Genomic DNA, 11,560 nt, shown 5'->3' with positions numbered 1-11,560 from the left:
GTCGTGCTCGACGAGGACTTGGCGCGCAATCGCAAGGACAACGCCCCCGCCAACCTCGCCGTGCTCAGACGCCTGGCCCTCAACGTCGCAAGGGCACATCCAGACAACACCACATCGCTGCGCGGAAAACTGAAACGTGCAGGATGGAACGATACGTTCCTCTTCGAACTCATCCAACACATGCGATAGCCCTGGATGGCCGCCGAGCGGCAGCGGCGCGTCGTCGAGCGCGGCGAGCAGCGCGCCGGTGATGACGTGCGCTTCCTTGTGGCCGCCCTGCCGCGACCAGGCGTGCAGCGTCAGCTGATGTTCCAGCGTCGGGCCGCCATCGACCGCGGCGTTGCTGACCCGCGCCTCGCCGAGCGTCACATAGGGAAACGCGGCGTTGCGCGGCGGCTCGTCGTAGACATGCGCGCCGCCGAGCGCGGCGCTGAGGCCGCTGTCGGCGGACAACGCATGATGGATCGCGGCGCGCAGCGCCACGGCGGCTGTCGTCATCGGTGATGATCCTCGGCTTGATGGGCGCATTCACGCCCAGGAATTGCGGCATGCCGTTACGATGGCAGCCTTTGCGACGGTCCCGGCTCACGGTGCAGCACCGCGTCCGGAACACGCTTCACTCCACCCGCAACTCCGCATCGATCTCGTTGAAGCGGCCGTCGTCGATGCTGCGGATCGCGACGATGCGATACGCGTTGCCGCCGTCGCGCAGCCGATGCTGCAGGCTGAGTTCGACATTGCTCCGCAGCGTGATGCGGAGCCGGACCACGGCGCCGAACGCGTCGGCGTCGAGCCGCGCCGCGGCGGGCCCGCGCGACGGCAACGGCGCCACCGCCGCCCACACGACCGCCTGCAGCGCGTAATCCCGCGCAACGCCGCCCTGCCCGTCCGGCGTCTCCACCGGCGCCAGGATGGTCAGCCGCGTCTTCAAGCGTCCCGGATCGATCATAGCGACAGCACCCGATAAGACGCGATCATCGCCACCACGCTCGACGGCAGCATCGCCACGCTCTGGCCGATCGCCACCAGCCCGCGGTTCTCGTACCAATGCACGACCAGCGTGCGGATGGCGTGACGCAAAACGTCCGGCACGTCGGCGGCCTGCGCTCCGAAGCCGAGCTGCAGATCGAGCTCGATGCCGGCGTGGGCGCGGCCCGGCGGCGGCAACGACCAGCAGGGTGCGGCGATCACATTGGCGGCGGCATCGACCACGAAGCCCGCCGGGTCGACCGGATGCGACACGCCGGCGCCGTCGAACACCCGCGCTGCTGTCACCGCGCGCAGCGGCGCGATCCGCACATCGACGCGGCCCTCCGCCGGCCAATGATCCAGCACCAGCCGCCAGCTCTGCAGCAGCAGCGCGCGGCGGGTCAGCGCCTCGATCTGGCCGCGCGCCGCGGCGATCAATGCGGTGATCACCGCGTCGTCGGCGTCGTGCTCGACCCGCAAAAAGCTCTTGGCCTCGGCGAGCGTCCACGGCTCGCTCGCAGGCCCGACCAGTAAAATCGCCGCCATGTTGCATCCTCGATGTTGACAGGGCGCGGCGGGACGGCTTGATCGTCACCGATGACCCGCCTGTTTCGCCCGATGCTGTTCGCGCTCGCCCTGACCTCGCCCGCCGCCGCGATGGTCGGCGGCGCCGCACCCACCGACGACGGCGTCGGCCGCAGCGTCGTCACCGTCATCGGCTCGCGCGGCAATTTCTGTTCCGGGGCGCTGATCGCCCCCGATTTGGTGCTGAGCGCCGCGCACTGCATCGCGCCCGGCGCCGACTACAAGATCGTGCTGTACGACGCGGCGCGGCAGCCGACGCTGCACGACGTGCGGCGCGTCGCCACGCATCCCGGCTTTCACGCTCAAGGCATCGCCGCACACCGCGCCAGCGCCGACGTGGCGCTGCTGCAGCTCGCCGAACCGCTGCCTTCGAAAACTCCGGCGCCGACCGCAGCAGTGCTGGAGCCGATCGCCGCCGGGCAGAGCTTCACCGTCGCCGGCATCGGCGTCGCCAGACGCGGCGACGGCAAGAGCGGCGGCGTGGTGCGCGCCGCCGAGCTGATATCGACCTCGCGGCCCGGCCGGCTGCAGATCCGCCTGGTCGATCCGCAGAGCAATAACGCACAGCAAGGCCTCGGCGCCTGCACCGGGGATTCCGGCGCGCCGGTGTTTCAGCAACAGGCCGGCCGCGCGGTGATCGTAGGCTTAGTGTCGTGGTCGACCGGCGCCAACAACGCGGCCGGCTGCGGCGGCCTCACCGGCGTCACGCCGCTGACCTTGTATCGCGACTGGATGCTGCGGACCGCGAAGAGCTGGGGCGCGGCGTTGTAGTCGGCGCAATGCAGCTGACACGCGGCTGCATCGCGCCGGGCTTTGCGCAGCGGCAAATTCCCGCTGTCGCGGAACCTTTGCCGCAACCGCGACTTCCTCTGCCGTGAACGTCAGGCCGATGCGAGCCGTGCGCTCGCGCCGCACCTCTTCACCATCCATTTCCTCGAAAGGAGAACGCCGTGCGAAAAGCCTTGATCTTGTTGGCGAGCGCCGCCGTGATAACCGGATCCACACTGTCGGCAGAGGCCCGCGATCGCTATCGCGACCGCGACGACCGCCCCGAGCAGACCACCAATCAGCTGGTCAACGAGGCCGCCGTGCACACCGCGCGCATCAAGGTCGATCTGCATCTGACCGCCGACCAGGAGAAGAACTGGCCGGCCTTCGAGAGCGCGTTGGCGGATCTCAACAAGCGGCGGATCGATCGCGTGATGGCGATGCGCGCCGACCGCAAGACCGCCGGAGACGAGCGCCGGGAAGCCAGCGACGACCGCCGCAACCAGAACGACGATCGCCGCGCGACCAATGACGATCGCCGCGCCACCAATGACGACCGCACCACCGGCAGCGCCGCTCGCACCACCGGCGATGAGAACAACGTGCTCGACGCCATCAACCGCGACGCCGACCGCCGCATCGAACGCGCCAACGACTGGAAGAAGCTGACCGAAGCGGCGCGGCCGCTCTATGACAGCCTCGACCAGCAGCAGAAGCGCCGCTTCGCCGAGATCCTGTACCAAGGCGACCGCCAGGAAGATCGCGCCCGCGAACGCTATTCCCGCTAGCCGCGGCCAGTGACCGACGGCGCGGGCGGTGAGTCGCCCGCGCCGTTTGGCTAACACTCGGCTCCGAAGTGATCGATCAACTCACGCATTCAACGCTCATTGCGAGGAGCTTTTGCGACGAAGCAATCCAACTCCGCAACAAGCCCCTGGAATGCCTCGCTCTGCGTTCAGCGCTGCGCGCCACCCTCGGCTCGCAATGGCAACATCTCTGCCCGCCGCTCTTTGCGGCCAGGCTCTCAGGACGACCAATCGTTAAGCTTTGTTAACCATGTTGCGGCACCATGCCCCGATCAACCGGAGGCTTCGATGCCGCGCTTTGCTGTTCCGCGCCACCTGCTGCCGCACCAAGTTCTGTCGCGCCAAGTTCTGTCGCGCCTGCTGCTGCTGCTGGCGCTGGCTGTGCCGCTCGCGCAGCCTTCGCACGCCGCAGACCTCGCCGGCCACAGCCGGCTCGGCGCGGTGTTTGCAGAGCCGGTGGCGCCGCGCCGCTACGCCGAGCCGGTGGTGATCGCCGCACAGCCGCTGCAGGTCGGCCCGCTGTCGCTGCCCGGCTATTACGGCCGGCTGGATTCCTTCCAATACAACAATTACTACGGCACTTCGCTGATCGATATCTACGGCCGGCTGCCCTACAGCTGCGGCCTCGTCGGCTATTGCCGATGACGCTTGGCGACGGGCGCTCGGGTCGGGTCGGGCGCTCGTCGGGCTGCGTTGCCTGTAGGGTGGGTTTTAGCGCGAAGCGCGTAACCCACCGACAACGAGTCGCGAACCTAGATCCTACGGTGGGTTACGGCGCAAGCGCGCCGAACCCACCCTCCGCAATGCTCGCTACCAGCGAAGCCGCCGCTCCACCGGCGCATAGCCGTAGGCGCCGCGGCTGTCCTCGAGCGGCGCATAGGCGTAGGCGCCGTAGCCGCGCTCCGCGCCGAACGCCACCATGGGATTGATGCCGCAATCCGCGTTGGTGCCGGAGGCCGCCGCCTTGCATTGCGCGAAACTGTAGTATTGGCAGTCGCCCGGATAGCCCATGTTCTCGCCCTGCAGGCAATACTGATACTCCAACGCCTGCGCGGGTGACGACGCCGTCACAGCCACGGCCGATGCGGCGGCCAGCGCCGCGATCATGAGTGAACGCATGATGTCTCTCCTTGGTTGGATGGTGAGGACGCTCCATCCCCCATGAGTCTTTCCATCGCCGGCAACGGACGTCGTGCAGGATTCACAATTCCGCGATCCATCCGTCACAATGGCCAAGCGGGTTGCGGACCAGCGACGTCCCCCGCCACCGTTCTGGTGAGGATCGCGAAACGCCGGGTGCCGACGCGACGCGCGCCGCACCCGGCCTTCGAGCTTCGCGCTCAGCTCGCCGCAAACTTCAACAGCTTAATGGCGTCGAAGTCCTGCACGCCGCCGCCGACCCGCTTCGTCGTATAGAACAGCACGTAGGGCTTGGCGGAATACGGATCGCGCAGCACCCGCACCCCGACGCGGTCGACGATCAGATAGCCGCGGCGGAAATCGCCGAACGCCACCGCCAGCGAATTCGCCGCGATGTCCGGCATGTCCTCGGCCTCGACCAGCGGGAAGGTCATCAGCGTGGCGCGACCGCCGGCCTGCGCCGGCGGCTGCCACAGATAGGCGCCGGTGGAGTCCTTGAACTTGCGGATCGCCGCCTGCGTCTTGCGGTTCATCACGAAGGCACCGTTCTGCCGATAGCCGGCCTTCAGCGCGTAGATCAGATCGACCAGCACGTCGGAGGGATTGCTCGCCGCGAAGCCGCCGGCGGCACCCGAGGCGATGGTGCCGAGATTGCCCCAGCTCCACGAGCCGTTGGCGACCGTCGTGTAGCTCAAAAATCCCTTCGGCTGGTTGACGCCGTCGCCGGCGACGAAGGCGGCCCCCTCCTGCACGGCGAACACCAGCTCGACCTCGGAGGCGATCCACTGGTCGAGATCGACCGCGCTGTCGTCGAGCAGCGTCGCGGTCGCCGCCGGCATGGCGTAGAGCTCCATCGCCGGAAACGACAGCGCGTCGAGCGTCGGCGACGCGGTCTGGGCGCGGGCGTCGGTCTCGCCGACCCAGCCGGTGGCCGGGCCCGCGGTCATGAACGGCTTCTTGTAGACGCTGCCGGAGATCTCGCGCACCGCGCTGATGCTGCGGATCGGCGAGATCGCGGCGAGCCGCTCGGAGATGCTGTGTTCCAGCTCAACCGGCACCAGATAGCCGCCGTCGGGATTGGAGCCGATCGACATCGCCTTGCTTTCCAGCGCCCGCAACGGCGCGGCGTCGCCGGCGCGAACGTAGGCCTCGAACGCGCTCTTGTGCTCGCGGCGCGCGGTGTCGTTGCTCGGCCGGACGCGGCCGTCGAGCTGCGGCCGCGCCTGGCGCAGCGCCAACTCGTCGAGCCGCCGCTGCTGGGCGTCGAGCGCGGCGTTGATGCGGTCGACCTTCTCTTCCAGCAGCACGTCGCCGTGGCGGCGCTCCAGCTCCGCCAGCCGCTCGTCATTGGCGGATTTGAAATCCTCGAAGGTGGCGCGCAGCTCGTGCTCGGCTTCGCGCGAGGCGATGCCGGCCTTGTGCTCCGGCGCGGTGTCGGCGATGGCATAGTCCATGGGGTTCTCCTGGTTATGGGCACACGAAAGCCACGCAGCGCGGCGGCGCCGCGGCGTGTGGACGAGACCAATGCGGGGGATGCGACCGAGGCTCCCGTGGCCGCGGCGGTCGGAAGCAGAAGTCCGACGGGCTCCGGGTCTGCCAGCGGCAGCTGCTACACGTGACGCCGGCTCAAACCGCGCAGCGCCTCTTTGCGATCGGCGCGGGTGCGCAGCGACAATGCCGCCACGCGCCCGCGCCGGGACAGCGGCGCCGGTGCGTCCGCGGCGCCGCTGAACTGATCAGCCTGCAGCTGTCGCCATTGCCGCTCCGCGGCAGCGCGCGCCGGCGACGGACGCGCCGCGTCCTTCACGGCATTGACCCGCGCGCCGGCGAGCAGCGGAAAAGTGACGATGGAAATCTCCCAGAGGTCGACCTGGTGCAGCCGTCGCACCCGGGTCTTCGGATCGATCGCGCCACGCACCGTGCGATAGCCGATCGACAGCCCGTCGATCGCGCCGGCACGCAACAGTGCTAACAACTCGCGGCCGCGCGCCACGTCGGGGATCAGCTTGCCCCGCGCCCGCAGCCCGCGAAAATCCTCGATGAGTTCAAGCCACACCCCGACCGGCTCGGCCGGGTCGTGCTGAAACAGCATCGGGATCTTGCGCAGCCCCCTGCTTTTCAGCGTCTGCGCGAAGGCGCCGGGCATCACCATGTCGCGGGCCTGGTCGACCGCGCCGAACAGGCTGGCATAGCCTTCGATGCTGCCGTCCTCCGACAGCGCCAGGCGCGAGGTGAGCAAAGGGGCGTGCATCGGCGGCCTCGCAGAGTGAGGGGAACGGATCGTCGGAATGTTGGCATGGTGATGCCGCGTCGGGCGCTGCAGCGGTCATCACGCTGCTACGCAGATCTCCGATCCAGCCCGCGAACGCGGGTCAGGGGCTGAAGTATTCAAGTCCGTCATTGCGAGGAGCTGTTGCGACGAAGCCATCCAGCGGCTTCACGTGCAGCCGCTGGATTGCTTCGCCTTCAGTCGGCGCTCCGCGCCGACCTCCGCTCGCAATGACAACGCTTGATTATCTCTATTATTTCGCGCGCGGGCGGCGCCGGACCCGCCGTGGCGCCGGCTTGACGTGAGCCATCGGCGCGCGCGGCGGCGGGTTCAGATGCGCGAGGAATTCCCGGAACGCAGTGAGGTGCTGGGTATTGGATTTGGTCTCGCTGCGCAGCGCGCGCAGCACGGTATGCAACGTGTCCATCGCAAAGCCTCCTGTTGCTATCTGATATCGGAGCGTCAGCCGTCGTTGGCAGCCTCGCCGCCACCGCGCGAACTCCGGCCAGCGCGGCGGTTGAACACTTCGAGCTCGCGAACGAAATCGTCGAACCGGCGCGACGCCGCGGCCAATTCGCGCAACACGAACCACAGCGCAAAGCTCGCGGCGCCGGCCCACAATAACAGCGCCAGATGCGCGAGGTCGCCGCGCGCGATGAAAGTATCGATCAGTTCGGACATGGCGCACTCCGTTCGACGGCACCGATGCCGCTATCCCAACCGATCGCCGCCGGCCACCGGCGCGTAGCCGACCGCTTCGCGCTTTTCGTTCAGCGTGAGAAACTCCGCGGCGCTGACCCGCTCCCACAAGGCGGCGCGGTCGGAGGCCAGCGCCTCGATGCGGTCGGTGTCGATGACGACGCGCAGCTGATCGCCGAACTGCGGCGCCAGCCACTGCGCCAGCGAATTGCCGATCCGCGCCGCCAGCGGCAACACGGTCTGCCGCCAGAAATTGCGGTTGGCTTCCTGGTAGTTGGCAAACGTGTTGTCGCCCGGAATGCCGAGCAGCATCGGCGGCACGCCGAACGCCAGCGCGATCTCGCGCGCTGCGGCGTGCTTGGCCTCGAGAAAGTCCATGTCTTTCGGCGACAGCGACATCGCCTTCCAGTCGAGCCCGCCTTCCAGCAGCAGCGGCCGGCCGGCATTGACCGCGCCCTGATAGGTGCCTTCCAGTTCGCGCTTCAGCCGGTCGAATTGCGCGTCGGAGAGCACCGCGCCTTCCGCGGCGGCATAGACCAGCGCGCCGGAGGGCCTGGCTGCGTTGTCGAGCAGCGCCTTGTTCCAGCGCGCCGCGGCGTTGTGGGTGTCGACCGCGATCGCCGCGGCTTCGATCGGCGCGAGGCCATAGTGATCGTCGAGCGGATGGAACAACGTCAGATGCAGGATCGGCGGCACCGGGCTTGCGAGTTGATCGAACCGCAGGCTGCGACCGCCGACCGCGTACTCATAAGCCTCGGCCCAGCCGTCCGGACCGGGGACCACCTTCATGCGGTCGGGCCGCAGCGCGTAGAGTTCGCGCACCGAGTCGTCGAGCGCCACCGCTTCGAGATAGCCGTTGCCGGAAAGCAAGAGATGCGCGACCAGCGTCTCCAGCAGCGCGGCGCCGTCCTGCCGCGGGTTCGGCCGCGCCAACAGCTGCGCCAGCGGATGGCCGTCCTTCTCCTGCGCGCCCTCGAAGATCAGGTAACTACACGACGCGGCGTTCTCGGCGATCAGCCGCACGCAGCGGTGCACGATGGCGTTGCCGAGATAGCCTTCACGCGACAGCCCCGCATAATCCCGCGGCGTCCACCGCGCCCGCCCCTCGCATTGCAACGCGATCAGCTGCGCGGTGCGCGAGGCTTTGGCTTCGGGTGCACGGAGCAGATGTTTCAGGCGATTGAGCATGACTGCGTCTTTCATTTGGCGTCGGCGCGCGCGGCGGGGCTTTACTCACTACGCAATCACAGCCCCCGCACCCGCGGCCCGGCGCGCGGGGCGGCGTGGGTCAGCGAGGCGACCGCCCAGACCAGCGCGTCGAGCCGGTCCGGCGAGCGGCCGGACGACAGCCCGGAGGCGGCGAAGTCACACATCTCGTCTTCCAGCGCCGCAAAGCAGCCGGCGTGTTTCACCCGGCCCTGCTCGTACAGCGCCGCCACCGGCTCGGCGCGCAGCCATTTGCCGCGCGACGCCCGCACCGACGTCACCGGCACGGAGGCATCGACCTCGCCGATCACCGCGCGCACCATCTCGCCGCCCTGATTGACCTCGGCGACCAGCGCGTCGGCCTCGAGCCGGCGCCACGCCGCGATCGCCTTGCTGGCCCAGGCACTCGGCGTCGCCGCCGCCAGCGTGTCGTCGGCCAGCACATAGACGATGCCGGCTGCGCAGATCCCCGCCGCGACGATGCCGCAGGCGTCGGCGCGCTTGCCGGACGACGCCGGCGGATCGACCGCGACCACGATCCGGGTCAGCGCCGGCGCTTGCTCGACCCGGCAACTCTCCAGCAGCGCGCGCGACCACAGCGCGTCGGGGCGGTCCTCGATGATCTCGCCCTCTAACTCCTGGCGCCCGAGCCGCGTGCCCTGGTAGCGCGCCATCACGCCTTGCAGAAAGGTCGGCGCCAGATTGAACGCATTGGCGCGGGTCGGCGCCCGCGTGGTGACGCAGGCCGGATCGCTCATCAATCGTTTCAGCAGCGCGGTCGGCCGCGGCGTCGTGGTGATCAGCTGCCGCGGCTGCGGCCCGAGCCTCAGTCCAAATTGCAGCATGTCGAACGCGGCCTCCGCGTAGCGCCATTTCGCCATCTCGTCGGACCAGGCGCAACAAAACTGCGGGCCGCGCAGGCTCTCCGGATCGTCGGCGGAAAACGCCTGCGCCACCGCGCCGTTGCTCCATTCCAGCCGCTTTCGTGACGGCATCCAGCTCGGCCGCTCGCCGCGCGGATGCACCGCCAAGAGGCCGGAGACGCCCTCGATCATCACCTCGCGAACGTCGTGCTCGGTCTCGCCGACCAGCGCGATCCGCGACACCGGCTGCTCGGCGAACGGCGCCAGGCCCAAAGCCTGCGCGCGGATCCATTCGGCGCCGGCGCGGGTCTTGCCGGCGCCGCGGCCGCCGATCAACAGCCAGCTCAGCCACGGCGCGCCGTTCGGCGCGAGAGCCGGCGGGCGCTGGTGATCATGCGCGAAGATATCCCATTGCGCGTTGAGGAAGCCGATCTCGGCTTCAGTCATGCTCTGCAGCAGGACACTCCGCTGCGACGGCGACCAGTTGCTCCAATCGTCGCGAAAGCGCGCGCCGGAACTCGTCGAGGTCGCGGGGAACGGAGTCGTCATCGGCGGCTCGTGATTGCTCGGCGGCGCGCAACCGGCGCAGCTCGCTCAAGGTCTTGGTCAGGCTGGCCAGCGTGCGGGCGCGGCGCTCCGCTTCGCTGCGTTGTTCCGGTTTGAGATGGCTGCCGCCGACGATCGCCTCGATCTGGGTGATCTCGCGCTCGATCGAGCGCGACACCCGGTCGAGCAGCTTCAGGCCGGACGCAGGCTCCGGATCGTCGACGCGGTCGACCGCGGTGCGGGTGACGCCGCTCGGGCCGCGGGTTTTTTTTGGCGCCGGCGCTGTGGCCGTCGCCTCGGCGCGGGCGAGCGCGCGCTCGGCCAGTGCAGCGCCGACCTCGTCGGCCTCATCGACCACCAGCGAGGCGTCGGCGCGCTTGCAGGTGGCTTTCAGGGTGGCGCGTCGCGCCGCGGTGCTGGCGCGCTGCTTGGCCGAAGCAAGCTTGCTCGCCGGCTTGGCGGCAGACTTGCTGGCCGGCTTCGCAGCCGGCTTGGCAGCCGATTTGGCGGCGGGACGGCGCGGCGCGGACGCGGTTTTGCGCCGCGCCGACGGCTTCGCCGGCGCGGTTTTTTTGATCGATGCCATGTGGTGAGCCTGCGCTACGATCCCGCGCGCCGGACCCGCGCCGCTCCGGCCCGCCGGTGTCCGGCCAAGCCGGTCCGTCAGGTGCGGAAGAACACGAACCAAACCACGCCGAGAATCAGGATCGCCAAGCCGGTCGAGATCGCCATCAGCGCCAACACCGACGGGCCTGGTTCGGCCTGACGAGCCTCGGTCGGGGTTTCAACGATCCGGCCTTTGTGTTCGGTTGCCATTCATGCCCTCATCGTTGGAGTGACCCCGTCGTGCGGAGCTCTGGCCACCAACGCGGCATCAAGACTGATGTTCCGACAAACGCTTAGCGGCGATCGCGCGGTCCAAACCACCGCGCCCGCCGCCGAACCCAATTGTGGAGCATGCGCAAACCCTAGCCCGGCAGCGTCACGCTGTCAAGGTATATTTTCCTAAATCGCCAGATCGGCGGTCAACCGCGCCCGCGCCGCGCCAGCGTCGCCTCTCGCGACGGTGGCGCGTGCTCAGCCGCCGGCCGCGGGTCAATCCACCAGCAGCATCACGAAACCGATCGCCGGCGCCAGCACCATGCCGACCGCGACCAGCGCGGTCAGCGAGGCCAGCCGCAATCGAAAGCCGGTCGCCGGCCGGTCCAGGACATTTTCGCCGTGAAGAGAATTCCGTCGCATTGCGCCCCCGCCTGTTGCCGCGTTGCCCAGGTGATACGGCGCGCGCGCTAAAATCCTTGCTGCGAATTGGCGCGGATTCGTATTCCGCTGTTAGTGATGATTAACGGCGCGGCGCGCGCCGCGCCGACCCTGCCGCGGTGCGCTGCCGCAGCCGCACGGGCGAACCCGCGGATGCGATTACTTAAGCGCCGATTCGACCGAGACATATTTGGCGTTGAGATTGGTGCCGATCAGCTGCACCGCGCTGAGAATGACGATGCTGATGCCGGTCGCGATCAGCGCATATTCGATCGAGGTGGCGCCGGACTGATCCGCCACGAATTTCGAAAGCAAACGACGCACGCCACTCTCCTGTCGATGGTTCGCGGGTCGTCCCGCCGGCGCAAAGCCTAGCCGGCAATGGTTTCCGCAGCCTTGCCCGCGACGGTGCAATTCGGCGTTCAGGCGCCCGCGGGCGGCGGATCGAC

16 protein-coding genes and 2 pseudogenes are annotated in these 11,560 nt (G+C 68.7%); 4 read left to right on the top strand and 14 right to left on the bottom strand.

Annotation, left to right across the window (positions count from 1 at the left end):
- Positions 1–189: pseudogene (locus tag HNR60_RS12800) on the top strand (ISAs1 family transposase); the annotation flags it as partial.
- Positions 190–195: 6 nt separating this feature from the next.
- Here the strand turns inward: HNR60_RS12800 and HNR60_RS12795 are convergent.
- The 3 genes and pseudogenes from HNR60_RS12795 to HNR60_RS12785 form a co-directional block, all read right to left on the bottom strand.
- Positions 196–498, bottom strand: a pseudogene (locus tag HNR60_RS12795) (DUF3168 domain-containing protein); the annotation flags it as partial.
- Positions 499–616: 118 nt separating this feature from the next.
- Positions 617–949 carry a head-tail adaptor protein gene (locus HNR60_RS12790; protein WP_184258025.1) on the bottom strand — a complete coding sequence of 111 codons (333 nt, stop codon included), beginning with the start codon at positions 947–949 and terminating at the stop codon, positions 617–619.
- A complete protein-coding gene (locus HNR60_RS12785) occupies positions 946–1,515 on the bottom strand; it encodes a head-tail connector protein (protein WP_184258023.1) in 570 nt (189 codons plus the stop codon). Before HNR60_RS12785 ends, HNR60_RS12790 begins: the two co-directional genes overlap by 4 nt.
- 51 nt (positions 1,516–1,566) lie before the next feature.
- On the opposite strand from HNR60_RS12785, the gene HNR60_RS12780 reads away from it, so the two are divergent.
- The 3 genes from HNR60_RS12780 to HNR60_RS12770 all read left to right on the top strand — a co-directional run bounded on the left by HNR60_RS12780 (position 1,567) and on the right by HNR60_RS12770 (position 3,773).
- The gene (locus HNR60_RS12780) at positions 1,567–2,325 is read left to right on the top strand and encodes a S1 family peptidase (RefSeq protein WP_184258021.1); all 759 of its coding nucleotides are present in this window, start codon (positions 1,567–1,569) and stop codon (positions 2,323–2,325) included.
- 179 nt (positions 2,326–2,504) lie between these two features.
- Positions 2,505–3,110, top strand: coding sequence for a hypothetical protein (locus HNR60_RS12775; protein WP_184258019.1), 606 nt, complete (start codon positions 2,505–2,507; stop codon positions 3,108–3,110).
- Positions 3,111–3,416: 306 nt separating this feature from the next.
- Complete coding sequence (locus HNR60_RS12770; RefSeq protein WP_184258017.1) at positions 3,417–3,773, top strand: hypothetical protein; 357 nt, start codon at positions 3,417–3,419, stop codon at positions 3,771–3,773.
- Positions 3,774–3,938: 165 nt separating this feature from the next.
- Here the strand turns inward: HNR60_RS12770 and HNR60_RS12765 are convergent, their stop codons facing one another.
- The 11 genes from HNR60_RS12765 to HNR60_RS24150 form a co-directional block, all read right to left on the bottom strand.
- Positions 3,939–4,247 (bottom strand): DUF3551 domain-containing protein, encoded by a 309-nt coding sequence (locus HNR60_RS12765; protein WP_184258015.1) that lies wholly within the window; start codon positions 4,245–4,247, stop codon positions 3,939–3,941.
- A gap of 221 nt (positions 4,248–4,468) precedes the next feature.
- Positions 4,469–5,722 carry a phage major capsid protein gene (locus HNR60_RS12760; RefSeq protein WP_184258013.1) on the bottom strand — a complete coding sequence of 418 codons (1,254 nt, stop codon included), beginning with the start codon at positions 5,720–5,722 and terminating at the stop codon, positions 4,469–4,471.
- 155 nt (positions 5,723–5,877) lie between these two features.
- Positions 5,878–6,519 carry an HK97 family phage prohead protease gene (locus HNR60_RS12755; protein ID WP_184258011.1) on the bottom strand — a complete coding sequence of 214 codons (642 nt, stop codon included), beginning with the start codon at positions 6,517–6,519 and terminating at the stop codon, positions 5,878–5,880.
- Positions 6,520–6,790: 271 nt separating this feature from the next.
- Positions 6,791–6,964 (bottom strand): hypothetical protein, encoded by a 174-nt coding sequence (locus tag HNR60_RS12750; RefSeq protein WP_184258009.1) that lies wholly within the window; start codon positions 6,962–6,964, stop codon positions 6,791–6,793.
- A 35-nt stretch (positions 6,965–6,999) separates the two neighbouring features.
- A complete protein-coding gene (locus HNR60_RS12745) occupies positions 7,000–7,218 on the bottom strand; it encodes a hypothetical protein (protein ID WP_184258007.1) in 219 nt (72 codons plus the stop codon).
- A 30-nt stretch (positions 7,219–7,248) separates the two neighbouring features.
- Positions 7,249–8,424 (bottom strand): phage portal protein, encoded by a 1,176-nt coding sequence (locus tag HNR60_RS12740; protein WP_184258044.1) that lies wholly within the window; start codon positions 8,422–8,424, stop codon positions 7,249–7,251.
- Positions 8,425–8,480: 56 nt separating this feature from the next.
- Positions 8,481–9,752 (bottom strand): DNA-packaging protein, encoded by a 1,272-nt coding sequence (locus tag HNR60_RS12735; protein WP_184258042.1) that lies wholly within the window; start codon positions 9,750–9,752, stop codon positions 8,481–8,483.
- Positions 9,745–10,437 carry a hypothetical protein gene (locus tag HNR60_RS12730; RefSeq protein ID WP_184258006.1) on the bottom strand — a complete coding sequence of 231 codons (693 nt, stop codon included), beginning with the start codon at positions 10,435–10,437 and terminating at the stop codon, positions 9,745–9,747. Before HNR60_RS12730 ends, HNR60_RS12735 begins: the two co-directional genes overlap by 8 nt.
- Before the next feature lie 77 nt (positions 10,438–10,514).
- Positions 10,515–10,667 (bottom strand): hypothetical protein, encoded by a 153-nt coding sequence (locus tag HNR60_RS12725; protein ID WP_184258004.1) that lies wholly within the window; start codon positions 10,665–10,667, stop codon positions 10,515–10,517.
- Positions 10,668–10,946: 279 nt separating this feature from the next.
- On the bottom strand, positions 10,947–11,093 hold the full coding sequence (locus HNR60_RS12720) for a hypothetical protein (protein ID WP_184258002.1): 147 nt from the start codon (positions 11,091–11,093) through the stop codon (positions 10,947–10,949).
- Between the two features lie 177 nt (positions 11,094–11,270).
- Positions 11,271–11,435 carry a Flp family type IVb pilin gene (locus HNR60_RS24150; protein WP_184258000.1) on the bottom strand — a complete coding sequence of 55 codons (165 nt, stop codon included), beginning with the start codon at positions 11,433–11,435 and terminating at the stop codon, positions 11,271–11,273.
- Between the last annotated feature and the right edge of the window lie 125 nt (positions 11,436–11,560).

The organism is Rhodopseudomonas rhenobacensis (assembly GCF_014203125.1).
Classification (GTDB): Bacteria; Pseudomonadota; Alphaproteobacteria; order Rhizobiales; family Xanthobacteraceae; genus Rhodopseudomonas_A; species Rhodopseudomonas_A rhenobacensis.
This window is presented reverse-complemented; position numbering and strand designations above follow the sequence as displayed.

Excerpts from the sequence above, each read along its gene's own strand:
- HNR60_RS12790 (WP_184258025.1), bottom strand. The coding sequence starts at position 949 with ATGATCGATCCGGGACGCTTGAAGACGCGGCTGACCATCCTGGCGCCG.
- HNR60_RS12785 (WP_184258023.1), bottom strand. The coding sequence starts at position 1,515 with ATGGCGGCGATTTTACTGGTCGGGCCTGCGAGCGAGCCGTGGACGCTC.
- HNR60_RS12780 (WP_184258021.1), top strand. The coding sequence starts at position 1,567 with ATGACCCGCCTGTTTCGCCCGATGCTGTTCGCGCTCGCCCTGACCTCG.
- HNR60_RS12770 (WP_184258017.1), top strand. The coding sequence starts at position 3,417 with ATGCCGCGCTTTGCTGTTCCGCGCCACCTGCTGCCGCACCAAGTTCTG.
- HNR60_RS12765 (WP_184258015.1), bottom strand. The coding sequence starts at position 4,247 with ATGCGTTCACTCATGATCGCGGCGCTGGCCGCCGCATCGGCCGTGGCT.
- HNR60_RS12760 (WP_184258013.1), bottom strand. The coding sequence starts at position 5,722 with ATGGACTATGCCATCGCCGACACCGCGCCGGAGCACAAGGCCGGCATC.
- HNR60_RS12755 (WP_184258011.1), bottom strand. The coding sequence starts at position 6,519 with ATGCACGCCCCTTTGCTCACCTCGCGCCTGGCGCTGTCGGAGGACGGC.
- HNR60_RS12750 (WP_184258009.1), bottom strand. The coding sequence starts at position 6,964 with ATGGACACGTTGCATACCGTGCTGCGCGCGCTGCGCAGCGAGACCAAA.
- HNR60_RS12745 (WP_184258007.1), bottom strand. The coding sequence starts at position 7,218 with ATGTCCGAACTGATCGATACTTTCATCGCGCGCGGCGACCTCGCGCAT.
- HNR60_RS12740 (WP_184258044.1), bottom strand. The coding sequence starts at position 8,424 with ATGCTCAATCGCCTGAAACATCTGCTCCGTGCACCCGAAGCCAAAGCC.
- HNR60_RS12735 (WP_184258042.1), bottom strand. The coding sequence starts at position 9,752 with ATGACTGAAGCCGAGATCGGCTTCCTCAACGCGCAATGGGATATCTTC.
- HNR60_RS12730 (WP_184258006.1), bottom strand. The coding sequence starts at position 10,437 with ATGGCATCGATCAAAAAAACCGCGCCGGCGAAGCCGTCGGCGCGGCGC.
- HNR60_RS12725 (WP_184258004.1), bottom strand. The coding sequence starts at position 10,667 with ATGGCAACCGAACACAAAGGCCGGATCGTTGAAACCCCGACCGAGGCT.
- HNR60_RS12720 (WP_184258002.1), bottom strand. The coding sequence starts at position 11,093 with ATGCGACGGAATTCTCTTCACGGCGAAAATGTCCTGGACCGGCCGGCG.